The organism is Burkholderia sp. IMCC1007, assembly GCF_027257875.1.
Lineage (GTDB): Bacteria > Pseudomonadota > Gammaproteobacteria > Burkholderiales > Burkholderiaceae > Burkholderia.
In genome coordinates, this window is sequence record NZ_JAPVQY010000082.1 from 1 (window position 1) to 26520 (window position 26520).

General features: G+C 67.1%; 21 protein-coding genes. 18 read left to right on the forward strand and 3 right to left on the reverse strand.

Translation table 11 applies throughout. The annotated features are described in order from the left end of the window. On the forward strand, window positions 1-644 hold a 644-nt coding region (gene msrQ, locus O1Q03_RS36935), incomplete at its 5' end, for a protein-methionine-sulfoxide reductase heme-binding subunit MsrQ (protein ID WP_269510481.1). An 89-nt stretch (window positions 645-733) separates the two neighbouring features. On the opposite strand, the gene lptM is transcribed toward msrQ, so the two are convergent. Further along, the gene (gene lptM / locus O1Q03_RS36940) at window positions 734-994 is read right to left on the reverse strand and encodes an LPS translocon maturation chaperone LptM (protein ID WP_269510484.1); all 261 of its coding nucleotides are present in this window, start codon (window positions 992-994) and stop codon (window positions 734-736) included. A gap of 36 nt (window positions 995-1030) precedes the next feature. On the opposite strand from lptM, the gene cyaY reads away from it, so the two are divergent. Next, window positions 1031-1357, forward strand: a complete 327-nt coding sequence (cyaY, locus tag O1Q03_RS36945) for an iron donor protein CyaY (protein ID WP_269510487.1) — start codon at window positions 1031-1033, stop codon at window positions 1355-1357. A 97-nt stretch (window positions 1358-1454) separates the two neighbouring features. On the opposite strand, the gene O1Q03_RS36950 is transcribed toward cyaY, so the two are convergent. Then, the gene (locus O1Q03_RS36950; RefSeq protein ID WP_442865919.1) at window positions 1455-3842 is read right to left on the reverse strand and encodes a penicillin-binding protein 1A; all 2388 of its coding nucleotides are present in this window, start codon (window positions 3840-3842) and stop codon (window positions 1455-1457) included. A 228-nt stretch (window positions 3843-4070) separates the two neighbouring features. Here O1Q03_RS36950 and O1Q03_RS36955 point away from each other — a divergent pair, with 228 nt between their 5' ends. The 12 genes from O1Q03_RS36955 (at window position 4071) to ugpQ (ending at window position 16245) form a co-directional block, all read left to right on the forward strand. Further along, window positions 4071-4994 carry a competence protein ComA gene (locus O1Q03_RS36955; protein ID WP_269510489.1) on the forward strand — a complete coding sequence of 308 codons (924 nt, stop codon included), beginning with the start codon at window positions 4071-4073 and terminating at the stop codon, window positions 4992-4994. Continuing rightward, window positions 4991-5626 carry a fimbrial protein gene (locus O1Q03_RS36960; protein WP_269510491.1) on the forward strand — a complete coding sequence of 212 codons (636 nt, stop codon included), beginning with the start codon at window positions 4991-4993 and terminating at the stop codon, window positions 5624-5626. The genes O1Q03_RS36955 and O1Q03_RS36960 overlap by 4 nt, the downstream gene beginning before the upstream one ends. Continuing rightward, window positions 5623-6501 (forward strand): pilus assembly protein, encoded by an 879-nt coding sequence (locus tag O1Q03_RS36965; protein ID WP_269510492.1) that lies wholly within the window; start codon window positions 5623-5625, stop codon window positions 6499-6501. The genes O1Q03_RS36960 and O1Q03_RS36965 overlap by 4 nt, the downstream gene beginning before the upstream one ends. After that, window positions 6498-8153: a type IV pilus secretin PilQ gene (locus O1Q03_RS36970; RefSeq protein WP_269510493.1), complete on the forward strand. Its 1656-nt coding sequence runs from the start codon at window positions 6498-6500 to the stop codon at window positions 8151-8153. The genes O1Q03_RS36965 and O1Q03_RS36970 overlap by 4 nt, the downstream gene beginning before the upstream one ends. Window positions 8154-8193: 40 nt before the next feature. Continuing rightward, window positions 8194-8748, forward strand: a complete 555-nt coding sequence (locus tag O1Q03_RS36975; RefSeq protein ID WP_269510495.1) for a shikimate kinase — start codon at window positions 8194-8196, stop codon at window positions 8746-8748. Continuing rightward, window positions 8745-9824, forward strand: a complete 1080-nt coding sequence (gene aroB / locus O1Q03_RS36980; protein ID WP_269510496.1) for a 3-dehydroquinate synthase — start codon at window positions 8745-8747, stop codon at window positions 9822-9824. The genes O1Q03_RS36975 and aroB overlap by 4 nt, the downstream gene beginning before the upstream one ends. A gap of 41 nt (window positions 9825-9865) precedes the next feature. Next, window positions 9866-11074 carry a deoxyguanosinetriphosphate triphosphohydrolase gene (locus O1Q03_RS36985; RefSeq protein ID WP_442865920.1) on the forward strand — a complete coding sequence of 403 codons (1209 nt, stop codon included), beginning with the start codon at window positions 9866-9868 and terminating at the stop codon, window positions 11072-11074. Between the two features lie 90 nt (window positions 11075-11164). Next, a complete protein-coding gene (ugpB, locus tag O1Q03_RS36990) occupies window positions 11165-12499 on the forward strand; it encodes a sn-glycerol-3-phosphate ABC transporter substrate-binding protein UgpB (protein WP_269510499.1) in 1335 nt (444 codons plus the stop codon). A 98-nt stretch (window positions 12500-12597) separates the two neighbouring features. After that, window positions 12598-13482, forward strand: a complete 885-nt coding sequence (gene ugpA / locus O1Q03_RS36995; RefSeq protein WP_269510501.1) for a sn-glycerol-3-phosphate ABC transporter permease UgpA — start codon at window positions 12598-12600, stop codon at window positions 13480-13482. Next, window positions 13479-14324, forward strand: coding sequence for a sn-glycerol-3-phosphate ABC transporter permease UgpE (gene ugpE / locus O1Q03_RS37000; RefSeq protein ID WP_269510503.1), 846 nt, complete (start codon window positions 13479-13481; stop codon window positions 14322-14324). The genes ugpA and ugpE overlap by 4 nt, the downstream gene beginning before the upstream one ends. Window positions 14325-14356: 32 nt before the next feature. Then, a complete protein-coding gene (locus O1Q03_RS37005; protein WP_269510505.1) occupies window positions 14357-15442 on the forward strand; it encodes a sn-glycerol-3-phosphate import ATP-binding protein UgpC in 1086 nt (361 codons plus the stop codon). 32 nt (window positions 15443-15474) lie between these two features. Then, window positions 15475-16245: a glycerophosphodiester phosphodiesterase gene (gene ugpQ / locus O1Q03_RS37010; protein WP_269510508.1), complete on the forward strand. Its 771-nt coding sequence runs from the start codon at window positions 15475-15477 to the stop codon at window positions 16243-16245. A gap of 176 nt (window positions 16246-16421) precedes the next feature. Here ugpQ and O1Q03_RS37015 read toward each other — a convergent pair whose 3' ends face one another. Beyond that, window positions 16422-17153 (reverse strand): OmpW/AlkL family protein, encoded by a 732-nt coding sequence (locus tag O1Q03_RS37015; RefSeq protein WP_269510509.1) that lies wholly within the window; start codon window positions 17151-17153, stop codon window positions 16422-16424. Window positions 17154-17346: 193 nt separating this feature from the next. Here O1Q03_RS37015 and O1Q03_RS37020 point away from each other — a divergent pair, with 193 nt between their 5' ends. The 4 genes from O1Q03_RS37020 to ltrA all read left to right on the forward strand — a co-directional run bounded on the left by O1Q03_RS37020 (window position 17347) and on the right by ltrA (window position 26434). Then, window positions 17347-18060 (forward strand): transposase, encoded by a 714-nt coding sequence (locus O1Q03_RS37020; protein ID WP_269510511.1) that lies wholly within the window; start codon window positions 17347-17349, stop codon window positions 18058-18060. Between the two features lie 289 nt (window positions 18061-18349). Further along, window positions 18350-23053 carry a glutamate synthase-related protein gene (locus tag O1Q03_RS37025; RefSeq protein ID WP_269510513.1) on the forward strand — a complete coding sequence of 1568 codons (4704 nt, stop codon included), beginning with the start codon at window positions 18350-18352 and terminating at the stop codon, window positions 23051-23053. 85 nt (window positions 23054-23138) lie between these two features. Then, a complete protein-coding gene (locus O1Q03_RS37030) occupies window positions 23139-24605 on the forward strand; it encodes a glutamate synthase subunit beta (RefSeq protein ID WP_269510514.1) in 1467 nt (488 codons plus the stop codon). 461 nt (window positions 24606-25066) lie between these two features. Beyond that, window positions 25067-26434 carry a group II intron reverse transcriptase/maturase gene (ltrA, locus tag O1Q03_RS37035; protein WP_269504403.1) on the forward strand — a complete coding sequence of 456 codons (1368 nt, stop codon included), beginning with the start codon at window positions 25067-25069 and terminating at the stop codon, window positions 26432-26434. Window positions 26435-26520: the final 86 nt, after the last annotated feature.

Below are 26520 nucleotides of genomic sequence, written 5' to 3' on the forward strand. Positions count from 1 at the left end.
CCGGCACGCCGCGGGCGGGCGCAGCGGGCCCGGCGCGCACCGCCGCGCCGCGCTGGCTCGTGCCGGCCAAGGTGCTGGTGTTCGCAGCTGGCCTCTATCCGCTCGCGCGTCTCGTGCTGTTCGGGCTGACCGACCGGCTCGGCGCGAATCCGATCGAATTCGTCACGCGTTCGACGGGCCTGTGGACGCTGGTCATGCTGTGCACCACGCTCGCCGTCACGCCGCTTCGCCGCGTGACGGGCGTTCCCGTGTTGCTGCGCTTTCGCCGGATGATCGGCCTCTTCGCGTTCTTCTACGCGGTGCTGCACTTCACGACGTATCTGTGGTTCGACAAGTGGTTCGATGTCGTCGCGATCCTGAAGGACGTCGGCAAGCGCCCGTTCATCACGGTCGGTTTTGCCGCGTTCGTGCTGCTGATTCCGCTCGCGGCGACGTCGCCGAGCGCGATGGTGCGCCGGCTCGGCCGGCACTGGGCGACGCTGCATCGCGCGATCTATGCGATCGCGGTGTTCGGCGTGCTGCATTTCTGGTGGATGAGGGCCGGCAAGCACGATCTCGCGCAGCCGAAGCTCTACGCGACGATCGTCGCGGCGCTTCTGGGCTGGCGGTTGCTCGCGTCGGGATGGCGGCGTATCCGCGGGTGACGATGCCGGCCTGAAAAAAACGAAAGGCGATGACCGGAAAGTCATCGCCTTTGCGCGCCGCGACGCCGCAGCAGAGCGGCGGCGCGCGATTACTGCGTGGCAGCCGGGCCGGATGCCGGCGCGGGCGACATCTCCGGCGACAGCGTGAGCGGCGTGCCCGAGGAATCGGGAATGCTGTCGGACGACGCGTTTTCATCGGTCGGGGTGACGTCCGACGGCGGCGTGTCCTGCTGGATAGGCTTGGCCGGCAACGGGGGCACGGTGGGCAGATAGAGCGCGCCGCTTTGACCGCAGCCGGCAAGAATCGCCAAAGCCGCTACAATCGCGCTCATCCGGAAAACGACTCGCATGATCGTCCCTGAACAATTGAACCGATAGAGTTTAGCATGCCCGATACTGATTACCTGACCCGCGCCGAGGCCGTGCTGGCGGCTGTCGAACGTACCGTCGACGCCGCGAACGACGGCGACCACGACATCGATCTCGAGCGCAACGGCAGCGTCCTGACGCTCACGTTCGAGAACGGCTCGAAGATCATCATCAACCTGCAGCCGCCGATGAAGGAACTGTGGATCGCCGCGAAGGCGGGCGGTTTCCACTACCGTTTCCTGGACGGCGAATGGCGCGATACGCGCACCGGCACCGAGTTTTTCTCCGCGCTCACCGAATACGCGACGCAGCAGGCCGGCCTGCCGATCACGTTCAGCGCGTAACGATCGACGGCCATCGGCGCCGGTAAGCCGGGCCTGAAAACGTCGTACCAAAGAAAAAGCGCCTCGAGGGCGCTTTTTTCATGGGCGGGCCGCTGCGTCAGTGGCCGCGGAACAGGTTCATGATGTCCTGCTTTTCCTGCTCGTCGACGTGCGGCACCGATTCGTCGGCGTTCTCCACCGCCGGCGCTTGCGGCACGCCGACCGTCGATATGAAGCCGTGCCCCGGCGTGAACTCGGTGAAGTACAACTCGCCGCCGAGGGACTGGACATCATCCGGCATCGTCGGCTTGAACTCCGGCACGCCCTTGAGCGCGGCGCCCATGTAGTCGATCCACACCGGCAGCGACAGGCCGCCGCCGGTTTCGCGATCGCCGAGGCTGCGCGGACTGTCGTAGCCGATCCACGCGATCGCGGCGAGCGTGTGCTGGTAGCCGGCGAACCACGCGTCGTGCGAGTCGTTCGTCGTGCCGGTCTTGCCCGCGAGGTCGCCGCGCTTCAGCACGTTGGTCCGCGCGCCCGTGCCGCGCTGCGCGACGCTCTGCAGCAGGCTGTTCATCACGTACGCGTTACGCGCGTCGATCGCGCGCGGTGCGTTGTTCTCGGCGACGAGCGGCTGCGCGCGCACGACGATCGCGCCGTTCGGATCGGTGACTTCCGCGATCAGGTACGGATTGACGCGGTAGCCGCCGTTCGCGAACACCGAGTACGCGCCGGCCATCTGCAGCGGCGTGACCTGGCCCGCGCCGAGCGCCATCGGCAGGTAGGCGGGATGGCGATCGGCATCGAAGCCGAAGCGCGTGATGTACTGCTGCGCGTACTTCGTGCCGATGTGGTTCAGAATCCGGATCGACACGAGGTTGCGCGAGCGCTGCAGCGCGGTGCGCATCGACATCGGGCCCTCGAAGCCGCCGCCGTAGTTCTTCGGCTCCCACGGCTGGCCGCCGGTTTCCGCGGCGCTGAAGTACAGCGGGCCGTCGTTGATGACGGTTGCCGGCCCGAGGCCCTTGTCGAGCGACGCCGAGTAGATGAACGGCTTGAACGACGAACCGGGCTGCCGCCACGCCTGCGTGACGTGGTTGAACTTGTTCTTGTTGTAGTCGAAGCCGCCGACGAGCGAGCGGATCGCGCCGTCCTGCGGCACGATCGAGATGAACGCGCCCTCGACCTGCGGCAACTGCGTGATCGACCACTTGCCGGCATCGTTCTTCACGACACGGACGATCGCGCCCGGGCGGATGCGGCGGCTCGGCTGCGCATTGGCCGACAGCGCGCTCGCTGCGAAGCGCAGGTTGTCGCCTTCGACCGTCGCGCTGCTGCCGTCAATGAAGGCCACCGTGATCTGGCGCGGGGCGGCCGCGGTCACGACCGCCGCGATGAGCTCGCCGTTGTCGGGGTGTTCGAGCAGCGCATCGTCGATCGCCTGCTCGCGGTCGTCCGCCGCGGCCGGCAACTGGATGAAGCCTTCCGGCCCGCGATAGCCGTGCCGGCGCTCGTAATCCATGATGCCCTTGCGCAGCGCGGTGTACGCCACCTGCTGGTCGGCGGAATCGATCGTCGTGACGACGTTGAAGCCGCGCGTGTAGGTTTCCTCGCGGTACTGCGCGTACATCATCTGCCGGACCATTTCCGCGACGTACTCGGCGTGCACGCTGAACTCGCGGCCCGCGCCCTTGACGACGAGCGGCTGCGCGACGGCTTCGTCGTACTGCTCGCGCGTGATGAAGTTCAGCTCGAGCATGCGTTGCAGGATGTACTCCTGGCGCACCTTCGCGCGCTTCGGATTGACGACCGGGTTATACGCGGACGGCGCCTTCGGCAGCCCGGCGAGCATCGCGGCTTCGGCGAGCGTGATGTCCTTCAGGTCCTTGCCGAAGTAGACCCGCGCGGCGCTCGCGAAGCCGTACGCGCGCTGGCCGAGATAGATCTGATTCATGTAGACCTCGAGAATCTGATCTTTCGTCAGCGCCCGCTCGATCCGGTATGCGAGCAGCATCTCGTAGATCTTGCGCGTGTAGGTCTTTTCGCTCGACAGGAAGAAGTTGCGCGCGACTTGCATCGTGATCGTGCTCGCGCCCTGCGACGCGTGGCCGTTCGTCAGCGCGACGACGCCGGCGCGGACGATCCCGGTGAGGTCGACGCCGCCGTGATCGTAGAAGCGCGCGTCCTCGATTGCGAGGATCGCCTTCTTGAGCGAGTCGGGCACATCCTTGAAATGGACGATGTCGCGGCGTTCTTCGCCGAATTCGCCGATCAGCACGTGATCGGACGTATAGATGCGCAGCGGAACCTTCGGACGATAGTCGGTCAGCGCGTCGAGCGACGGCATGTTCGGCCATGCGACGACGAGCGCATAGCCGAGCACGAGGCCGCCGGCCACGACGAGTGCCACGCACATCGCGACGAGGCCGAGCAGGGCCTTCTGCCACCAGGGCCGTTTCTTCGGCGCCGGGGCAGGAGGCGGGGACGTAGGAGACGTGGATTGCATAGGCATACCGGAAAACAGTCCCGCGATTATAGCTGCCCGGTATGACCGGCCCTGGCGCGGGGGCGCCCCGCCGGAAAGCCGCGGGTTTCGCCGTGCGGACAGCATAGCGTCTGCGCGGCCGCCGCGAACGGCGGCTGGCCATCCGGCCGACTGTCCGCGCAGCGCTCCGCTTTGCAGAATCAGGCCTCGGAAACGCGGCATGGGCCGCAACGATCGCGGGAGGCTGGGATGGCGGGACGATGGGTGGCGCGGTACGCGCCGGGCAGACACCGTTCGACGGGAATCGACGTCGGGGCGGACGAGGTGAGGGTGGCCGTGCTGAGCCGGCTCGGCCGGGTCGCGCATGTGCGCGTCGAAGGGCTCGAGCGGGAGCCGGTGGGGTTGGCGGGCGGTCCGGACGATGCGCGCTGGGCCGCGGTGGCGCGGGCGCTGGCCGCTGCCGTGGCGCGGTTGTCGGCGGCCGGTGTGCGCTGCGATACGCGCGGCGTGATGGCGTTGCGCGACGACGAGATGCGGACCGCGACACTCGACCTGGCCGGGCGCGACGACGTCGCGGACGCCGCGCGGCAGGCGGCCGAACGCATCTCGGGGCTCGCACCCGACAGCTTCGCATTCGACTGGCGGCAGGACGGCGGCGCGCACGCCGGCGAGATCGCGGTCGCCGTCGCCCCGCAGGCGTTGCTGGAGCGGCGCATCGACGTGGCCGCGCAGGCCGGCGTGGACCTGACGGCCGTCGACGCCGAGTCGGCCGCGGCATTGCGCGGGCTGCGCTATGCCGCGCAGTTCGAGCTCGACGCGCATGGCCCTTATGCGGCGTTCTGGTTCTGCGACACGGGTGTGCATGGCTGGCGCGTCGACGGCGAGCTCGCCGCGCCGGTGCTCGCGGTGTCCGGCGAAGGGCGCACGGCATTCTTCGACGCATTGCGCCAGTGCGCGCTCGAACCGGTGCGCGGCGTGCTCGTGGCCGGCGGCGAGCGGTGCATCGCCCGTTTCCAGACGTCCGTGGCGGACATCGGCGATGCACTCGGTGCGCCCGCCATGCCGTTCGATTGCGCCGGCTGGGACGGACTGCCGGCCGGGCCCGCCCGCTCGTCGGGCGGTCCGGCGTTTGCCGTCGCCGTCGGGCTGGCATTGCGCGGAGTATGGGAATGAGCGCCGATCCGGTATTCGGGCGGGCCGTGGCCGGCCCTGCCGTGCTCGGCGGCTTCAATCTGCTGCCGTACCGTGAGCGGCTGGCGCAGGCGCTGCGCCGTCGTCGGGCCGCGCAGTGCGGGGCGGCGATCGTGCTCGGCGTGCTCGGGGCCGTGCTGTGGACGGGAGCGGCGGCGGCGTGGCGATCGCGCGTCGATGCCGAGCGCGCGAGCGTGGACGCGCGGCTGCGGCAATGGCAGCCGCAGGTGGATGCCGCAAAGCGCGCCGCCGGGGCGGCCGCCGAACGCGCGCAGCGCGATGCGCAGGCGGCCGTGCTCGCGGCGCCTTACCGGCGTGTTGCCGCGCTGCTCGCGATGCTTGCGCAGGTTCGCGACGATACCGTCCGGCTCGACGCGTTGCGCACGACCTCGACCGGCGCCGTGCTCGATGCGCGCGCCGTGAGTTACCGGGCGGCCGCGCGATGGCTCGCCCGGATCGCAACCGACGAGCGCAACTGGCGAATCGACATCGGCGAGCTGAACGCGGCTTCGGCCGCGCCGGCCGCGGCTGCAGGTATGCCGTTCAGGTTCTCCGTGCAGGTGCGCTGGCAGGACGGCGAGCCTCGACGGCAAGCAGCGGGAGGCGGCGCATGACGGCGATCGTGCACCGATCCATGCCGGGTGGGATCGACTGGCTCGGCCGTATGCGGCGCGTGCGGCCGGGCACGGCGCACGCCGCGGGCTGCGCGTTCGCATGCGCGGCGGTGATGGCCGGCGGCGTCCATCTGTCCGACACCGCCGACTGGAGCGGACTCGCGCACAGTCGCGCGTTGCTGGCAGCCGCGCAGACACGCGCGGCCGATGCGCAGCGCGTGCTCGCGGCCGCCGCGCAGTCCGGCGATACCCGTCCGGCGGCCGGGAAGGGCGCTCCCGTCGCGCGTACGCGTGCGTGGCCTGTATTGATGCTGGAATTTGCCGATCTCGCCGGCACGAGCGGGTTGCGGGTCGTGTCGATCGAGCCGCGGCCCGCGGACGGCGCGGCGCCGGCTGGCCGGCGCACGGTGCGCATCGTCGCGGACGGCAGTTTCCCGGCAGTGCTGCGCATGATCGGCGGGCTGGCGGGCTTCTCTGCGCTGGCAGTGCCTTCGGTATTGCACGTCGAGCGAAAACAGGCCGGTTTGCGGATCGACATGTCCGTCGACGTGTTTCCGGCGCTGGCTGGCGGTGGTGCCGAGGGCGAGGCGGTGAGCGTTCTTGCGCGGGGCGAGCCGGGCGACGATCCGTTCGGCGGCGGCGGCGCTGGCCAGTCCACGGCGGTCGACGATCAAGCGCCGCGCCTGGCCGGCACGATTCGCGACGTGCGTGCCGGCCTCGCGCTGTTCGACGCCGGTGACGGCGCGTTCGTGGCCCTGGCACCGGGTGAATCACTCGGGGCGTCCCGTGTGGTGCGCGTCGATGCCGGTGCCGTGGTGCTTGCGACGGCCGACGGCGCGCGCCGGTTCGTCGTCGGCGACGGAGATCGCCCATGACGAAATGCCGATGGTGGGCGATCGCATTCTGGATCGGGGCGAGCGCGACCGCGGCGCGTGCGGCGTTGCCGCCGCTTCCACCTTTGCCGCCTCTGCCGCCGCCCGGGTGGCCGCTCGCATCGATGCATGCGCAGGCCGACGACACACCGCTGCCGACAGGCGGTGTGCCCGACGACGGCGTGGGCGCCGGTTCCGCCCGGACTGATTCGCCGCCGTTCAGTGACGCGGTGCGCGCGGCGGCTCAGGCCGAACCCGCCGTGTCGGCGCCGCCGCTGGAGGGGCCACCGATTCCATTGCCGCCGCCTGCGCGCATGAGCGACGCCGCGGCACGGCATCCGGGCGATGCCGACGATGCACGCCGGATCTCGCTGAACCTGCAGGGCGCCGGGCTCGCGGCCGCATTCGATGCGCTCGCACGGTTCACCGGGCTGAACATCATCGTCGGCGAGCAGGTGCACGGTACCGTGACGTTACGTCTGAACAATGTCCGCTGGCGCGATGCATTCGATACGTTGCTCGACACGCACGGGCTCGCGATGTCCCGCCGCGGCAACGTGATCTGGGTCACGCCGGCGGCCGAGCTCGCGGCGCGGGAGCGCGAGCGCTTCGAAACGCACGCGCGGGCGGCCGAGCTGGAGCCGCTCGCGAGCCGGACCTTCGCGCTGCACTATCCGCGCGCGCAGGACGTACAGCGGCTGCTCGCCGGCGCGACCGGCCAGCGCCTGCTGTCGAAACGCGGCGCCGCGGCGGCCGATCCGCGCACGAACCTGCTGTTCGTCACCGATCTCGCGCCGCGTATCGCGCAGATCGCGGGCCTGATCGACGCGATCGACCGGCCGTCGCGGCAGGTCCGGATCGAGGCGCGCATCGTCGAGGGCGAACAGGGCTTCTCGCGCAACCTTGGCGCGCGCGTCGCACTGCGCGCGCAGGGGCGGCCGCCAACGGCCGACGGTGCGGCGTTCGCCGCGGATGCGCGCAACGCATTCGATCTTGCCGCGCGCCCACTGGGCGGCTTCGAGGCGGCGACGGCCGGCTTCACGCTGTTCGCCGCGCCGCTCAGCCGGGTGCTCGACGTCGAACTGAGCGCGCTCGAGGCGCAGGGGCGGGGCCAGATCGTCTCCCGGCCGCGCGTGGTGACGGCCGATCGCGTGAAGGCGATCGTCGAGCAGGGCTCGGAGGTGCCGTATCAGGCAAAGGTGGGCAACGGCGTGAGCGGCGTGCAGTTCCGCCGCGCGACGCTGAAGCTCGAGGTCGAGCCGCAGATCACGCCCGACGGGCGCGTCGTGCTCGATCTGGATGTGACGAAGGACAGCATCGGCGAGCCGACGGCGGCCGGGCCGGCCATTCATACGAAGCATGTGCAGACGCGCGTCGAGGTCGAGGACGGCGGGACGGTCGCGATCGGCGGTATTTACGAGCAGTTGAACCGGGACGATGTGACGCGAGTGCCGGTCTTGGGCAAAATACCGGTATTGGGCGCGCTATTCCGGCATCGCGCCCGGCGCGACCAGCGCAGCGAACTGGTCGTCTTCATCACGCCGACGGTCGTGCGCGCACGTTGCGATACGGCCGGCGCAGGCGACGCCGACGCGGAGAAATCGGGGCCGGAAGCCGGCGGAGCAGGCTCGACAAGGCAGCCGCTTTGCCAGTAAGCTGCGCCACACACCAGCAAGATTCAAGCAGAGGAAGCCGTTGCAAGCGCGGGACCCACATGCAAACGTATTTTTCGTCGGCCTTATGGGAGCGGGTAAGACCACCGTGGGCCGTGCGGTCGCGCGCCGGCTCGACAGGACGTTCTTCGACTCCGACCACGAAATCGAGGCCCGCACGGGTGCGCGCATTCCGGTGATCTTCGAGATGGAGGGCGAGGCCGGCTTTCGCGACCGCGAATCGCAGGTGATCGCCGATCTCACGCAGCGCGAGAACATCGTGCTCGCGACGGGCGGCGGCGCGGTGCTGCGGCCTGAAAACCGCGATTGCCTGAAAAGCAGCGGCATCGTCATCTATCTGCGCGCCAATCCGCACGATCTTTGGCTGCGCACACGCAAGGACAAGAACCGCCCGCTGTTGCAGACCGACGATCCGAAGGCGCGTCTCGAGGCACTCTACGAAGTGCGCGACCCGCTGTACCGCGAATGCGCGGACTTCGTCATCGAGACCGGCCGTCCGTCGGTCAACGGTCTCGTCAACATGGTGCTGATGCAACTCGAACTGGCAGGCGTCATCGCCAAGCCGCTACAAGCATGATTACCGTCAACGTCGACCTGGGCGAGCGCGCCTACCCGATTCACATTGGTGCCGGCCTGATCGGCCGCACCGAGCTGTTCGCCCCTCACATCACCGGCTCGTCGGTCACGATCGTCACGAACACGACGGTCGATCCGCTGTACGGCGACACGCTGCGCGCGGCGCTCGCGCCGCTGGGCAAGCGCGTGTCGACGGTCGTGCTGCCGGACGGCGAGGCGTACAAGAACTGGGAAACGCTGAACCTGATCTTCGACGGCCTGCTGACCGACCGCGCGGATCGCAAGACGACGCTCGTCGCCCTCGGCGGCGGCGTGATCGGCGACATGACGGGCTTTGCCGCCGCATGCTACATGCGCGGCGTGCCGTTCATCCAGGTGCCGACGACGCTGCTGTCGCAAGTCGATTCGTCGGTCGGCGGCAAGACGGGCATCAACCACCCGCTCGGCAAGAACATGATCGGCGCGTTCTACCAGCCGCAGGCAGTGATCGCCGATATCGGCGCGCTGACGACGCTGCCCGATCGCGAACTGGCGGCGGGCGTCGCGGAAGTCATCAAGACGGGCGCGATCGCCGATGCCGAGTTCTTCGACTGGATCGAGGCCAACATCGACGCGCTGAACCGCCGCGAGCCGGCCGCGCTCGCGCATGCGGTGAAGCGCTCGTGCGAGATCAAGGCGAGCGTGGTCGCGGCCGACGAACGCGAAGGCGGGCTGCGCGCGATCCTGAACTTCGGTCATACGTTCGGCCATGCGATCGAGGCCGGGCTCGGCTACGGCGAATGGCTGCACGGCGAAGCGGTCGGCTGCGGGATGGTGATGGCCGGCGACCTGTCGGTGCGGCTCGGGCTCTTCGACGAAGCGTCGCGGCAGCGGCTCGATGCGGTGATCGCCGCCGCGCACCTGCCGACCCGCGGGCCGGCGCTCGGCGACGCGCGCTACATGGATCTCATGCGCGTCGACAAGAAAGCCGAAGCCGGCGCGATCAAGTTCATCCTGCTGAAGCGATTCGGCGATACGCTGATCACGCAGGCACCCGACGAAGCCGTGTTCGCTACACTGGCGCACACGACCCGGTAACGGCGGCCCGGATGCCCCGGCGCCCCTGACATGGAGGAGACGTGAGCGAGACATCCAGCACCACCTTGCCCGAGTCCGGCCGCGCATCCGTCGCGGTGCTGGCCGAGCCGCCGACGCTGGCGGCGCTGGAAGCCCATCTCGCTCCGTATGCCGCGCACGCGTCGCAGTCGCGCGGCCGCCGCCATCCGGAAACGCCACCGGCCGCGCGCACCGAATTCCAGCGCGACCGCGATCGCATCGTTCATTCGACCGCATTCCGCCGGCTCGAATACAAGACACAGGTCTTCGTGAATCACGAAGGCGACCTGTTCCGCACCCGCCTCACGCACAGCCTCGAAGTCGCGCAGATCGCGCGTTCGGTCGCGCGCAACCTGCGGCTCAACGAGGATCTCGTCGAAGCGATTTCCCTCGCGCACGATCTCGGCCACACGCCGTTCGGCCATGCCGGGCAGGATGCGCTGAACGCCTGCATGCGCGAGCACGGCGGCTTCGAGCACAACCTGCAGAGCCTCGCCGTGGTCGACGAGCTCGAGGAGCACTACGGCGCGTTCAACGGCCTGAACCTGTGCTTCGAGACGCGCGAAGGGATCCTCAAGCACTGCTCGCGCGAGAACGCACGCAAGCTCGGCGCGCTCGGCGAGCGCTTCCTGCAGGGCCGCCAGCCGTCGCTCGAAGCGCAGCTCGCGAACATCGCGGACGAAATCGCGTACAACAACCATGACGTCGACGACGGGCTGCGCTCCGGCCTGATCACGATCGAGCAGCTCGCCGAAGTCGAGCTGTGGCAACGCCACTACGAAGCGGCGCTCGCCGAATTCCCGCATCTCGAAGGCCGCCGCCTCGTGCACGAGACGGTGCGCCGCATCATCAACACGCTGATCGTCGACCTGATCGACGAGACCACGCGCAATCTCGTGCGCGTCGCGCCCGCGTCGCTCGACGACGTGCGCGCCGCGCCGCCGCTCGTCGCGCACAGCGCGGCGGTCGCCGCGCAGGCCGCTGCGCTCAAGCGCTTTCTGTTCAAGAACCTGTACCGCCACTACAAGGTGATGCGCATGGCGAACAAGGCGCAGCGCGTCGTCACGGGGCTGTTCGACGCGTTCACCGACGATCCGCGCCTGTTGCCGCCGCCGTACCAGTCGGACGACGAAACGCAGCAGCCGCGCCTCGTCGCGCACTACATCGCCGGCATGACCGACCGCTTCGCGCTGAAGGAATACCAGCGCCTGTTTGTCATCAACGACAACTGACTGTCACAAACGATCACTAGACTTCGCCGGTTCAATGGCGACGGAAATGTTGCACGCGCTGTTGGTAACGTTTTCATAGGAGAGAGGTCGATGAAGAAGAAGCCTGCGGGGACCCTGGTTCGTTCGATCGCGCTCGGTGGCGCGCTGATGTTCGGTGTGCAGCACGCGGCGCTCGCCGTGACGGAGATACAGTTCTGGCATGCGATGGAGTCGGCGCTCGGCGAGCGCGTCAACGAGATTGCCGCGCAGTTCAACGCGTCGCAGAGCGATTACAAGATCGTGCCGGTCTTCAAGGGCACCTACGACCAGGCGCTCGCGGCGGGCATCGCCGCGTATCGCAGCGGCAACGCGCCGGCGATCCTGCAGGTCTATGAAGTCGGCACCGCGACGATGATGCAGGCGAAGAAGGCCGTCGTGCCGGTCTACGACGTGTTCAAGCAGGCCGGCGTGCCGCTCGACGAAAAGGCGTTCGTGCCGACCATCGCGAGCTACTACAGCGACGCGAAGACGGGCCATCTCGTATCGATGCCGTTCAACAGCTCGACGCCGGTGCTGTACTACAACAAGGACGCGTTCAAGAAGGCCGGGCTCGATCCGAACCAGCCGCCGAAGACGTGGGCCGACGTGCAGGCCGACGCGGAGAAGCTGCGCAAGTCGGGAATGGTCTGCGGCTTCACGACCGGCTGGCAGGGCTGGATCCAGCTCGAGAACTACAGCGCGTGGCATGCGCTGCCGTTCGCGAGCCGCAACAACGGCTTCGACGGCACCGACGCGGTGCTCGAATTCAACAAGCCGCGGCAGGTCGCGCACATCGCATTCCTGCAGCAGATGGCGAAGGACGGCACGTTCACGTACGCGGGCCGCAAGGACGAAGCGTCCGCGAAGTTCTACAGCGGCGACTGCGGGATCCTGACGACGTCGTCGGGCGCGCTCGCGAACGTGCAGAAGTTCGCGAAATTCAGCTACGGCACCGGGATGATGCCGTACGACGCGAACGTGAAGGGCGCGCCGCAGAACGCGATCATCGGCGGCGCGAGCCTGTGGGTGCTGGGCGGCAAGGATGCGGCGACCTACAAGGGCGTCGCGAAATTCCTCGCGTTCCTCGCCTCTCCGCCGGTCGCCGCGAAGTGGCATCAGGAAACGGGCTACCTGCCGGTCACGACGGCCGCGTACGACCTCACGCGCCAGCAGGGCTTCTACGCGAAGAACCCGAGCGCGGAAACCGCGATCAAGCAGATGATGAACAAGCCGCCGCTGCCTTATACGAAGGGGCTGCGCCTGGGCAACATGCCGCAGATCCGCACGGTGGTCGACGAAGAGCTCGAGCAGGTCTGGGCGCAGAAGAAGTCGCCGAAGGACGCGCTCGATTCGGCCGCGTCGCGCGGCGACGAGCTGCTGCGCCGCTTCGAGAAGTCGGGTAGCTGAGCGCGCATCGCGTTCGTGCCGCCGGCCGCCGCGTCGCCCAAGCGCGCGGGCGGGCCGGCGGCGCGGTTCCCTTTCCGTTTCGCCTCCGGACACCCGCGATGCAATCCCGTTCCCGTTTCGGCGCGAGCCTGCTGCCGTACCTGCTGATCGCGCCGCAGCTTGCGATCACCGCCGTGTTCTTCCTGTGGCCGGCCGGCGTCGCGCTGTGGCAGTCGACGCAGATGCAGGACGCGTTCGGCACCTCGAGCGAATTCGTCGGCCTCGCGAACTTCACGCGCCTGTTCGCCGATCCGCTGTATCTCGACTCGTTCCGCACGACGCTGGTGTTCAGCTCGCTCGTCACGGTGAGCGGGCTCGTCGTGTCGCTGCTGCTCGCCGCGTGCGCCGACCGCGTGATCCGCGGCGCACGCGTGTATCGCACGCTGCTGATCTGGCCGTACGCGGTCGCGCCGACGATCGCGGCGGTGCTGTGGGCGTTCCTGTTCAACCCGAGCATCGGCCTCGTCACCTATGCGCTCGCGAAGGGCGGCATCGTGTGGAACCACGCGCTGAACGGCGAGCAGGCGATGTTCCTCGTCGTGCTCGCGTCGGTGTGGAAACAGGTGAGCTACAACTTCCTGTTCTTCTACGCGGGGCTGCAGGCGATTCCGCGCTCGCTGATCGAGGCGGCGGCGATCGACGGCGCGGGGCCGGTGCGGCGCTTCTTCAACATCGTGCTGCCGCTGCTGTCGCCGACGAGCTTTTTCCTGCTGGTCGTGAACCTCGTCTACGCGTTCTTCGACACGTTCCCGGTGATCGACGCGGCCACCGCCGGCGGCCCCGCGCAAAGCACCAAAACGCTGATCTACAAGATCTTCACGGAGGGCTTCCAGGGGCTCGACATCGGCAGCTCGGGCGCGCAGTCGGTCGTGCTGATGATCATCGTGGTCGCGCTCACGGTGATCCAGTTCCGCTTCGTCGAACGCAGGGTGCAATACGCATGATCGAAAATCCCAAGGGCTTCGACCTGTTCTGCCACGCGGTGCTGATCGCGGGCGTCGTGCTGATCGTGTTCCCCGTGTACGTCGCGTTCTGCGCGGCGACGATGAACGCGCAGGAAGTGTTCACGATCCCGCTGTCGCTCGTGCCGAGCACGCATCTGCTGGAGAACATCGCGTACATCTGGGGGCACGGCAGCGGCGGCACGACGGCGCCGTTCGGCCGCCTGCTCGTCAATAGCTTCGTGATGGCGCTCGGCATCGCGGTCGGCAAGATCGCGGTGTCGATCCTGTCCGCGTACGCGATCGTCTATTTCCGCTTCCCGTTCCGCAACACGGCGTTCTGGCTGATCTTCATCACGCTGATGCTGCCGGTGGAAGTGCGGATCTTCCCGACCGTGCAGGTCGTGTCGACGCTGCACCTGACGAACACCTACGCGGGGCTCTCGCTGCCGCTGATCGCGTCGGCCACCGCGACGTTCCTGTTCCGCCAGTTCTTCATGACGCTGCCCGACGAGCTGATGGACGCCGCGCGCATCGACGGCGCGGGGCCGCTGCGCTTCTTCTGGGACGTCGTGCTGCCGCTGTCGAAGACGAGCATCGCGGCGCTGTTCGTGATCACCTTCATCTACGGCTGGAACCAGTATCTATGGCCGATCCTGATCACGACGGAAGCGTCGCTGTCGACGGCGGTGGTGGGCATCAAGACGATGATCGCGAGCGGCGACGCCGCGACCGAATGGCAATACGTGATGGCGGCGACGCTGCTGGCGATGATTCCGCCGCTCGTCGTCGTGCTGGCGATGCAGCGCTGGTTCGTGCGCGGCCTCGTCGATTCCGAGAAATGAACGACCGAAGGTAACCGGGAGAAGGACCAAGTATGGCTGCGCTGAGCTTGAAGGGCGTCAGGAAATCCTACGACGGCAAGCAGCACGTGCTGCATGGCATCGACGTGGAGATCGCCGACGGCGAATTCATCGTGCTGGTCGGCCCGTCGGGCTGCGGCAAGTCGACGTTGCTGCGGATGATCGCGGGGCTCGAGAGCGTGACGGACGGCGAGATCGCGATCGGCGACCGGGTCGTCAACACGCTGGAGCCGAAGGACCGCGACATCGCGATGGTGTTCCAGAACTACGCGCTGTATCCGCACATGACGGTCGCGCAGAACATGGGCTACGGGCTGAAGATCCGCGGGATCGAGCGCGCGACGATCGATTCAAGGGTGGCCGCGGCCGCGAAGATTCTCGAACTGGAGCCGCTGCTCGCGCGCCGGCCGCGCGAGCTGTCGGGCGGCCAGCGGCAGCGCGTCGCGATGGGGCGCGCGATCGTGCGCGAGCCGTCGGTATTCCTGTTCGACGAACCGCTGTCGAACCTCGATGCGAAGCTGCGCGTGCAGATGCGGCTCGAGATCCAGCGGCTGCATGCGCGGCTCGCGACGACGAGCGTGTACGTGACGCACGACCAGATCGAGGCGATGACGCTCGCGCAGCGGGTGATCGTGATGAACCGCGGCTACGCGGAGCAGATCGGCGCGCCGGTGGACGTGTACGAGAAGCCGGCGACGGTGTTCGTCGCGGGCTTCATCGGCTCGCCGGCGATGAACCTGATGCACGGCCGGCTGTCGGAGGATGGCGCGACGTTCACGGTCGCGGGCGGCGGCCCCGCGCTGCCGGTCGCCGGCGCGCCTGGCATCGGCGCCGAGATCGCCACGGGACGCGACTGGGTGCTCGGCGTGCGGCCCGAGCACATGACGCCGCAGCCGGGCGTTGCACAGGTGGCGCTGCCGGTCGATTCGTGCGAACTGCTCGGCGCGGATAACCTCGCGCACGGCCGCTGGGGCAATCACGACGTCGCGGTGCGGCTGCCGCATGCGGATCGTCCCGCGCGTGGCACGGCGTTGGCTGCCGCGCTTCCCGCGCACCGGCTGCATTTCTTCGATCCCGAAACCGGCAAGCGTGCCGGCTGACCTGACCTGACGAACCTGTTGCGAGGCTGACGATGACTTCCCGTACCGACTGGCCCTATCCGCGCGTCGTCGCCCATCGCGGCGGCGGCACGCTCGCGCCGGAGAACACGCTTGCCGCGTTCGACGAGGGCGCGCGGCGCGGTTACCGGATGGTCGAGTTCGACGCGAAACTGTCTGCCGACGACGTGACGTTCCTGCTGCACGACGACACGGTCGACCGCACGTCGAACGGCAGCGGCGCCGCAGCGGGCATGCGCTATGCGGCGCTCGCCGCGCTCGACGCGGGCGCGTGGCGCGATGCGCGCTTTGCCGGCGAGCGGATGCCGACGCTCGAGGCGGCGGCGGCGCGCTGCCTCGCGCACGGGCTGGCCGCGAACATCGAGATCAAGCCGTGCCCGGGACGCGAGCGCGAGACGGGGCAGCGGGTGGCCGCCGATGCGGCTGCTTACTGGCGCGACGCGGCGGTGCCGCCGCTCTTGTCGTCGTTCTCGTTCGATGCGCTGCAGCAGGCGCGCGCGAGCGCGCCGCAGCTGCCGCGCGGGATGCTTTACGACGCGGTACCGGACGACTGGCACGCGCAGGTAATCGGCGCGCTCGGTTGCGTATCGTTGCATGCAGACCACGAGCGGCTGAACGAACCGCTCGTTCGCGCGATCAAGGCGGCCGGGCTGCGCATCCTCGTCTACACCGTCAACGACGTCGAACGCGCGCGTGAACTCGTGCGCTGGGGTGTGGATGCGGTCTGCACGGACCGCATCGACCTGATCGCGCCCGATGCGCTGGACGACATCGACGTCGTCTGACGGCTACGGCCGCGGCGGCGTCGGGTAAAACCCTTGCCCGGAACGTGCCGGATGCGAAAAAACGACACCCAGACGGGATTCCCGCCGGGGCGTTTTGCATCGTGGAGACGTTACGCTAGGAAAATTCCGCTACAAATTGCAGCAGGATTAACCATTCCCCAAATATTCGACTACGCTTAGAAGCGGTAGCCGACGTTGAGGTACGTGACGATCGGGTTCAGCGAGATCTTCGCTTTCGACGTTTCGGTCAGGGTGCCGACCGGCGTCCGGCGAGCGGTCGTGAAGGTCGCGGTCACGCTGACCGGGATGTACGACAGCGACAGGCCCGCGAACCAGTGCTTCGTGAAGTTGTACGTGAAGCCGGCGTTGAAGACGGGCGCCCACTGGTTGCTGGTCGTCGCGCTGGTCGGGCCGCCGAGCACGCCGTTCTCGAACGCGCTGTTGGTGATCTTCGCGCCGGTGAACCAGACGTACGTCGCGCCGACGCCGACATACGGACGGAACTTCGCATTGGCGTCGTTGAAGTGGTAGCGGAGCAATACGGCCGGGCTCCACTGGTACGCACGGCCGAGTACGCCGAAACTTTCGAACCGACCCTTGCCGGTAATGTCGAACTTCGGCGGTATCCCCATCACGAGCTCGGTGGAGATATGGTCGGTGACGAAGTAGCCCGCTGCGAGCCCCAGCGTATCGGCGTCGTTGATGCCGGCGCCGGTATTGGGAATTGATTGGTTGATGGGCGTGCCGCCTACGCGGTAGACGAACAGCGGGTCGCTGCTGTCCTGCGGCGAAAGGTGCAGCCAGCCGGTGCTGACGTAGAAATCACCTGCAGATTGTGCGTGTGCCGTACCGCCCGCAAATGCAAATGCGAGCGCTGCGGCCCCCGTAATGGCCAGTTTTCGTTTCATTGTGTCTCCTCCGATCAAAGGCGTGCTCATTATGACGACTGCGTTTAAAACCAAACAAGCTCGCAAGTTAGAGCTTTCTCCCTAGGATTCGCACGACCGTACGCTTCTGCGCCCCGTAGGGACAGGCATTCTACGCAGGTGCGCACTTTCGGACCTCCGGGTATTTCCTAACGCGTTCAAACGGACATTCAGCATGGCACGGTTAGCACGACTCTACGTTCCCGACCAGCCGCAGCACGTGATACTGCGCGGCCTGGATCAGCAACCCGCGTTTGTCGACGACCAGGACTACGAACTCTTCATCGATTGTCTGAAGGCCGCGGCACGCGATCACCATCTTTCGGTGCATGCCTATGTGCTGCTCCCGCGTCAGGTACAGCTCCTGGTGACGCCGAGCGACGAGGCGAGCCTGCCGAAGGCGATGCAGGCGGTCGGCCGCCGCTACGTCGCGCATTTCAACCGGCGTTATTCCCGGCGCGGCACCCTGTGGGAAGGGCGCTATCGCGCGACGGTGATCGAAGGCGAGCGCTATTTCCTGCTCGCGAGCCGCGTGGTCGAGATGAGCCCGGTGCGGGCGCAGCTCGTCGCGACGCCCGAGGCTTATCGCTGGTCGAGCTACCGGCATCACGTCGGGCTCACCGTCGACAGCCTGATCACCGACCATCCGCTCTACTGGGCGCTCGGCAACACGCCGTTCGACCGGCAGCGTGCGTACAAGGAACTCTGCGAGCAGCCGCTCGACGAACGGCAGGCCGACCAGCTCCAGCAGGCGACGTTGAAGGGCTGGGTGCTCGGCGGCGAGCACTATCGCGAGTGGGCGGCGCGCACGGCGAACCGGCGCGTGTCGCCGCTGCCGCGCGGGCGCCCCAGAAAGGTGCGTGAAAACACGCCGCCGATCCAGCAGTAGGACGGGACAGGCGGACCACGAGGCGGCGCTGCGGGCGCCGCTTCTTTTTGCACCAAATGGATGCGGCCCCAATAAAGCGGCACCATATAAGGGCGCGCCTTTAATTGGGGTTCGATCAAGCGGTTTTTGTTGCTATTCCTTTGATTCGTCGCGTATATTCCGAATTCCGGTGGCCCGGGCAAAGCTTGCCCAATCCACTGTCGGCCGTGCCGTCTCCCGTCGGGAGCGGGAGCGACGGCAACAAAAAATGGTTCAACGGCCCTCGAGGCCCCTTTACGACGGTGTCCCCATGAACGACCACCAGCAGCCGCTCGCCGCGGTGCCCGCCGCACAAGGTCTGTACGACCCGCAAAACGAACACGACGCCTGTGGCGTCGGCTTTGTCGCTCACATCAAGGGCAAGAAGAGCCACGAGATCATTCAGCAGGGCCTGAAGATCCTCGAAAACCTCGATCACCGCGGCGCCGTCGGTGCCGATCCGCTGATGGGCGACGGCGCGGGCATCCTGATCCAGATTCCGGACGCGTTCTATCGCGAGGAAATGGCGAAGCAGGGCGTGAACCTGCCGCCGGCCGGCGAGTACGGGGTCGGGATGATCTTCCTGCCGAAGGAGAACGCATCGCGTCTCGCGTGCGAGCAGGAACTCGAGCGTACGGTGAAGGCAGAAGGGCAGGTCGTGCTCGGCTGGCGCGACGTGCCGGTCGACAATGCGATGCCAATCTCGCCGACGGTGAAGGCGAGCGAGCCGCTGATCCGCCAGATCTTCATCGGCCGCGGCAAGGACATCATGGTGACCGACGCGCTCGAGCGGAAGCTGTACGTGATCCGCAAGACGGCGAGCCACCGCATCCAGGCGCTGAAGCTCAAGCACGGGAAGGAATACTTCGTGCCGTCGATGTCGGCGCGCACGGTCGTCTACAAGGGGCTGCTGCTGGCCGGCCAGGTCGGCGTGTACTACCGCGACCTGCAGGATCCGCGCGTCGTGTCGGCGCTCGCGCTCGTGCACCAGCGCTTCTCGACCAACACGTTCCCGGCGTGGGAGCTGGCTCACCCGTACCGGATGATCGCGCACAACGGCGAGATCAACACCGTGAAGGGCAACGTGAACTGGCTGAACGCGCGTACCGGCGCGATCGCGTCGCACGTGCTCGCCGACGATCTGCCGAAGCTGTGGCCGCTGATCTACCCGGGCCAGTCGGACACCGCATCGTTCGACAACTGTCTCGAACTGCTGGTGATGGCCGGCTACCCGCTCGTGCACGCGGTGATGATGATGATCCCGGAAGCGTGGGAACAGCACACGCTGATGGACGAGAACCGCCGCGCGTTCTACGAATACCACGCCGCGATGATGGAGCCGTGGGACGGCCCGGCCGCGATCGCGTTCACCGACGGCCGCCAGATCGGCGCGACGCTCGACCGTAACGGCCTGCGCCCGGCGCGCTACATCGTGACCGACGACGACCTCGTCATCATGGCGTCGGAAGCCGGCACGCTGCCGATCCCCGAATCGAAGATCGTCAAGAAGTGGCGCCTGCAGCCGGGCAAGATGTTCCTGATCGACATGGAACACGGCCGCATCATCGACGACAAGGAGCTGAAGGACAACCTCGCGAACGCGAAGCCGTACAAGAGCTGGATCGACGCGGTGCGCATCAAGCTCGACGAGATCGAGCCGAAGGCCGAGGAAGTCGCGGCCGGCCGCACGCAGGGCGCCGCGCTGCTGGACCGCCAGCAGGCGTTCGGCTATACGCAGGAAGACCTGAAGTTCCTGATGGCGCCGATGGCGCAGCAGGGTGAGGAAGCCGTCGGTTCGATGGGCAACGACTCGCCGCTCGCGGTGATGTCGAACAAGAACAAGACGCTCTATCACTACTTCAAGCAGCTGTTCGCGCAGGTCACGAACCCGCCGATCGACCCGATCCGCGAGAACATGGTCATGTCGCTCGTGTCGTTCATCGGCCCGAAGCCGAACCTGCTCGACACGAACAACATCAACCCGCCGATGCGTCTCGAAGTGTCGCAGCCGGTGCTCGACTTCAAGGACATCGCGAAGATCCGCGCGATCGACCAGTACACGGGCGGCAAGTTCAGCGCGTACGAGCTGAACATCTGCTATCCGGTCGCGTGGGGCAAGGAAGGCATCGAGGCGCGCCTGGCGTCGCTGTGCGCGGAAGCCGTCGACGCGGTGAAGTCGGGCTACAACATGCTGATCGTGTCGGACCGCAAGACGGACGCCGAGCACGTCGCGATTCCCGCGCTGCTCGCCACGTCGGCGATCCACACGCACCTCGTCCAGCAAGGGCTGCGCACGAGCACGGGCCTCGTCGTCGAGACGGGCTCCGCGCGTGAAACGCACCACTTCGCGCTGCTCGCGGGCTACGGCGCGGAAGCCGTGCACCCGTACCTCGCGATGGAAACGCTCGCGAAGATGGCCGAAGGCCTGCCGGGCGACCTGTCGCCGGAGAAGGCCGTCTACAACTTCACGAAGGCGGTCGGCAAGGGCCTGCAGAAGGTGATGTCGAAGATGGGCATCTCGACGTACATGTCGTACACGGGCGCGCAGATCTTCGAAGCGCTCGGCCTGTCGAGCGACCTCGTCGAGAAGTACTTCAAGGGCACGGCATCGAAGGTCGGCGGCATCGGCCTGTTCGAAGTCGCGGAAGAAGCGATCCGCCTGCACCGCGACGCATTCGGCGACAACCCGGTCCTGCGCGACATGCTCGACGCGGGCGGCGAGTACGCGTACCGCGTGCGCGGCGAAGACCACATGTGGACGCCGGATTCGATCGCGAAGCTGCAGCACGCGACGCGCAGCAACTCGTACCAGACGTACAAGGAATACGCGCACCTGATCAACGACCAGACCAAGCGTCACATGACGTTCCGCGGCCTGTTCGAGTTCAAGGTCGAGCCGACCAAGGCGATCCCGATCGACGACGTCGAGCCGGCGAAGGAAATCGTCAAGCGCTTCGCGACGGGCGCGATGTCGCTCGGTTCGATCAGCACCGAAGCGCACGCGACGCTCGCGGTCGCGATGAACCGGATCGGCGGCAAGTCGAACACCGGCGAAGGCGGCGAGGACGAGAAGCGCTACCGCAACGAACTGCGCGGCATTCCGATCAAGTCGGGCGAGACGCTGAAGTCGGTGATCGGCGACGAGATCGTCAGCGACATTCCGCTGAAGGACGGCGATTCGCTGCGCTCGAAGATCAAGCAGGTCGCGTCGGGCCGCTTCGGCGTCACCGCCGAGTACCTGGCATCGGCCGACCAGATCCAGATCAAGATGGCGCAGGGCGCGAAGCCGGGCGAAGGCGGCCAGCTGCCGGGCCACAAGGTGTCGGAATACATCGGCAAGCTGCGTTACTCGGTGCCGGGCGTCGGCCTGATCTCGCCGCCGCCGCACCACGACATCTACTCGATCGAGGATCTGGCGCAGCTGATCCACGACCTGAAGAACGTGAACCCGAGCGCGAGCATCTCCGTGAAGCTCGTGTCGGAAGTGGGCGTGGGCACGGTCGCGGCCGGTGTCGCGAAGGCGAAGGCCGACCACGTCGTGATCGCCGGCCATGACGGCGGCACGGGTGCGTCGCCGCTGTCGTCGGTCAAGCATGCGGGCACGCCGTGGGAGCTCGGCCTCGCCGAAACGCAGCAGACGCTGGTGCTGAACCGCCTGCGCGGCCGCATCCGCGTGCAGGCCGACGGCCAGATGAAGACGGGCCGCGACGTCGTGATCGGCGCGCTGCTCGGCGCGGACGAATTCGGCTTCGCGACGGCGCCGCTCGTCGTCGAAGGCTGCATCATGATGCGCAAGTGCCACCTGAACACGTGCCCGGTCGGCGTCGCGACGCAGGATCCGGTGCTGCGTGCGAAGTTCAAGGGCCAGCCCGAGCACGTCGTGAACTACTTCTTCTTCGTCGCCGAGGAAGTGCGTGAAATCATGGCGCAGCTCGGCGTCGCGAAGTTCGACGACCTGATCGGCCGCGCCGACCTGCTCGATACGCGCAAGGGCATCGAGCACTGGAAGGCCAAGGGCCTCGACTTCTCGCGCGTGTTCTACCAGCCGGAAGAGTGCGAGGACGTCGCGCCGCGTCACGTCGACGTGCAGGATCACGGCCTCGAGCGCGCGCTCGACCACGTGCTGATCGAGAAGGCGAAGGCCGCGATCGACAATGGCGAGCATGTGTCGTTCATCCAGCCGGTGCGCAACGTGAACCGGACGGTCGGCGCGATGCTGTCGGGCGTGATCGCGAAGAAGCACGGCCACGACGGCCTCGCCGACGACGCGGTGCACATCCAGCTGAAGGGCACGGCCGGCCAGAGCTTCGGCGCGTTCCTCGCGAAGGGCGTGACGCTCGACCTCGTCGGCGACGGCAACGACTACGTCGGCAAGGGCCTGTCGGGCGGCCGGATCATCATCCGTCCGACCAACGACTTCCGCGGCAAGTCCGAGGAAAACATCATCTGCGGCAACACGGTGATGTACGGCGCGATCGAAGGCGAAGCCTTCTTCCGCGGCGTGGCCGGCGAGCGCTTCTGCGTGCGCAACTCGGGCGCGACGGCGGTCGTCGAAGGCACGGGCGACCACGGTTGCGAATACATGACGGGCGGTACGGTCGTCGTGCTCGGCGAGACGGGGCGCAATTTCGCGGCCGGCATGTCGGGCGGTCTCGCGTACATCTACGATCCGGAAGGCACGTTCGCGGCCAAGTGCAACAAGTCGATGGTCGCGCTCGAGCCGGTGCTGCAGCAGGCCGAGCAGGAACGCACGGTCGACCGCGCGCTCTGGCACGAAGGCACGACGGACGAAGCGCTGCTCAAGGGGCTCGTCGAGCGTCATTTCCAGTTCACGGGTTCGCCGCGCGCGAAGTCGCTGCTGGAAAACTGGGACGCGGCGCGCCGCCAGTTCGTGAAGGTGTTCCCGCACGAATACAAGCGCGCGCTGGGCGAGATCGGTGCGAAGAAGGCGGCGAAGGAAGTGCTGGCCGCCTGAGCGACGAACGACATAGCGAATGCCGCGCGCGCCGGACGGCCGCGCGCGGCTCCCCCACCCGATACACCGAACAGAAGAGCACCTTATGGGCAAGGCAACCGGTTTTCTGGAGTTCGAACGCCGCCACGAGGCGTACGAAGCACCGCTCACGCGCGTGAAGCACTACAAGGAATTCGTCGCGGCACTGACTGACGCGGACGCGAAGGTCCAGGGCGCGCGCTGCATGGATTGCGGCATCCCGTTCTGCAACAACGGCTGCCCGGTCAACAACGTCATTCCCGACTTCAACGATCTCGTCTACCGCCAGGACTGGCAGCAGGCGATCGAAGTCCTGCATTCGACCAACAACTTCCCCGAGTTCACGGGCCGCATCTGCCCGGCGCCGTGCGAAGCGGCGTGCACGCTGGGGATCAACGACGACCCGGTCGGCATCAAGTCGATCGAGCACGCGATCATCGACAAGGCGTGGGCGGAAGGCTGGGTCAAGCCGCTGCCGGCCGAGCACAAGACCGGCAAGAAGGTCGCGGTCGTCGGTTCGGGCCCCGCGGGCCTCGCCGCCGCGCAGCAGCTCGCGCGGGCGGGCCACGACGTGACGGTGTTCGAGAAGAACGACCGCATCGGCGGCCTGCTGCGTTACGGGATCCCCGACTTCAAGCTCGAGAAGTGGCTGATCGACCGCCGCATGCGCCAGATGGAAGCGGAAGGCGTGACGTTCCGCACCAGCGTGTTCATCGGCAAGGATCCGCTGCCGGAATCGATCGGCAACCTCGCGAAGGAAACCATTTCGCCGGAGCAGCTGAAGGAAGAATTCGACGCGGTCGTGATCGCGGGTGGCTCGGAAACGCCGCGCGACCTGCCGGTGCCGGGCCGCGAGCTCGCCGGCGTCCATTTCGCGATGGACTTCCTGCCGCAGCAGAACCGCGTGAACGCGGGCGACAAGCTCGTCGACCAGCTGCTCGCGAAGGGCAAGCACGTGATCGTGATCGGCGGCGGCGATACGGGTTCGGACTGCGTCGGCACGTCGAACCGTCACGGCGCGAAGCACGTCACGCAATTCGAGCTGCTGCCGCAGCCGCCGGAAGAGGAAAACAAGCCGCTCGTGTGGCCGTACTGGCCGATCAAGCTGCGCACGTCGTCGTCGCACGAGGAAGGCTGCGAGCGCGACTGGGCGGTGGCGACGAAGCGTCTCGAAGGCAAGAACGGCAAGGTCGAGAAGCTGATCGCCGTGCGCGTCGAGTGGAAGGACGGCAAGATGCAGGAAGTACCGGGTTCCGAGTTCGAGATGAAGGCCGACCTCGTGCTGCTCGCGATGGGCTTCACGCAACCGGCCGCCACCGTGCTCGAGGCATTCGGCGTCGCGAAGGACGCGCGCGGCAATGCGCGTGCGGCGACCGAAGGCGATCGTTCGTACTACACGTCGGTCGACAAGGTGTTCGCGGCAGGCGACATGCGTCGCGGCCAGTCGCTCGTCGTCTGGGCGATCCGCGAAGGCCGCCAGTGCGCGCGTTCGGTCGATGCGTACCTGATGGGCCATTCGGAACTGCCGCGCTAAGCTGTATCGCGCAAGCGGGTTTCGACGAAAGCCGGGCGTCCGAAAGGGCGCCCGGTTTTTTTGTGCGCCCAGCATGGGCGCACTCTAGTGGGTGCAAGTCCCACCGCAAGTTGATCACAGCGAGCGAAGCGAAGCGCAACTGCATGAGGGCGACCGAGTGTGGGGAGGAAGCGTGGAGCGAAACTGCGAGCCGATGAACAAGAACCGGATAGAAGGCGGTGCCGTCCAGGGCGAGCGGGCAAAAAGCCGCGAAGCTCTCGTGATCAAGGGGCGGCGGCGTAGATCCGGCGGCTGTGCAGTGAAGGAGTGCGTTCTTACCTGGGGAGATCCCGCCTCATGCCTGAAAGGGCAACGGCGTCGAGCCGGAGCGGGAAGTCAGCAGAGGCCGTAGTAGTCACAGGATAAGCCGGTGAGGTGGAAGCTGGTGACGAAGGGCCGAACGGAAAGGAGTGTCCAGCGTTATGTCGATGCGGCAGGCAGTGCGTCAGATGCCCGTGCAAACGGGGCGAGCGAGGGAAGCGCGCGGTGAAGCTGCGCGCGTACCTGCTAGCGACGAAGCCTGCTGCCCGCGACATGAATCCGGGGACACAGGGTCAGCGCTGCTGGAAGCGGCTCTGACGAGAGAGAATCTGAAGCAGGCGTTCAAGCGGGTACGGGCTAACAAGGGAGCCGCTGGCGTGGACGGTCTGGACATTGACCAGACGTCGCGTCATCTGGTGACGGCGTGGCCTGCGATCCGTGAACAATTGCTGAAGGGCACGTACCGGCCCAGTCCGGTACGACGGGTGGCGATCCCGAAACCGGACGGAGGCGAGCGTGAGCTTGGCATCCCGACGGTGACGGACCGGCTGATCCAGCAGGCACTGCTGCAGGTGCTGCAGCCAGTTCTGGACCCTACCTTCAGCGAGCACAGCTACGGCTTCCGGCCCGGACGGCGTGCGCACGATGCGGTGCTTGCCGCGCAATCGTACGTGCAGTCGGGACGGCGAACCGTGGTTGACGTTGATCTGGAGAAGTTCTTCGACCGGGTCAACCACGACATCCTGATCGACCGTTTGCAGAAACGCATTGGGGACGCCGGAGTGATCGGGCTGATCCGGGCGTATCTGAACAGCGGCATCATGGCTGACGGGGTGGTCCAGCAACGGGATCAGGGCACGCCGCAGGGCGGACCGTTATCCCCGTTGCTGGCTAATGTTCTGCTTGATGAGGTGGACAAGGAACTGGAGCGGCGGGGCCACTGCTTCGCCCGCTACGCTGACGATGCGAATGTGTATGTTCGCAGCCGTCGTGCGGGCGAGCGGGTGATGGCGCTGTTGCGACGCCTGTATGGTCGGCTGCGCCTGAAGGTCAATGAGACCAAAAGCGCCGTGGCGAGTGTGTTTGGTCGCAAGTTTCTGGGCTACAGCCTGTGGGTAGCTGCGGGCGGTGTGGTCAAACGCAAGGTGGCGGCCAAACCGCTGCTGGCGTTCAAACACCGCATTCGAGAACTGACCCGCCGCTCTGGCGGGCGCGGCATGCCCGAAGTGGTGGAACGGCTACGGGCTTATGTGTTGGGATGGAGGGCGTACTTCCGGTTGGCGCAAACGCCCGGTGTGTGGTTGGCACTGGACGAGTGGTTGCGTCACCGGCTGCGGGCTATCCAGCTTAAACATTGGCGCCGGGGCCCGACCATCTACCGGGAACTTCGTGCGTTGGGGGCGTCGGTCGACGTTGCGCGACAGACGGCGGCGAGCAGCCGCCGTTGGTGGCGTAACAGCGCCCAGTTGCTCAACAGCGCCCTGACCATCGCATACTTCGACCGGCTCGGCGTACCTCGTCTCTCATAACCTCAACTTCTCGAACCGCCCGGTGCGGACCCGCATGCCGGGTGGTGTGGCAGGGGTACGGCCTCATGGCCGTCCCCTATGCCGAT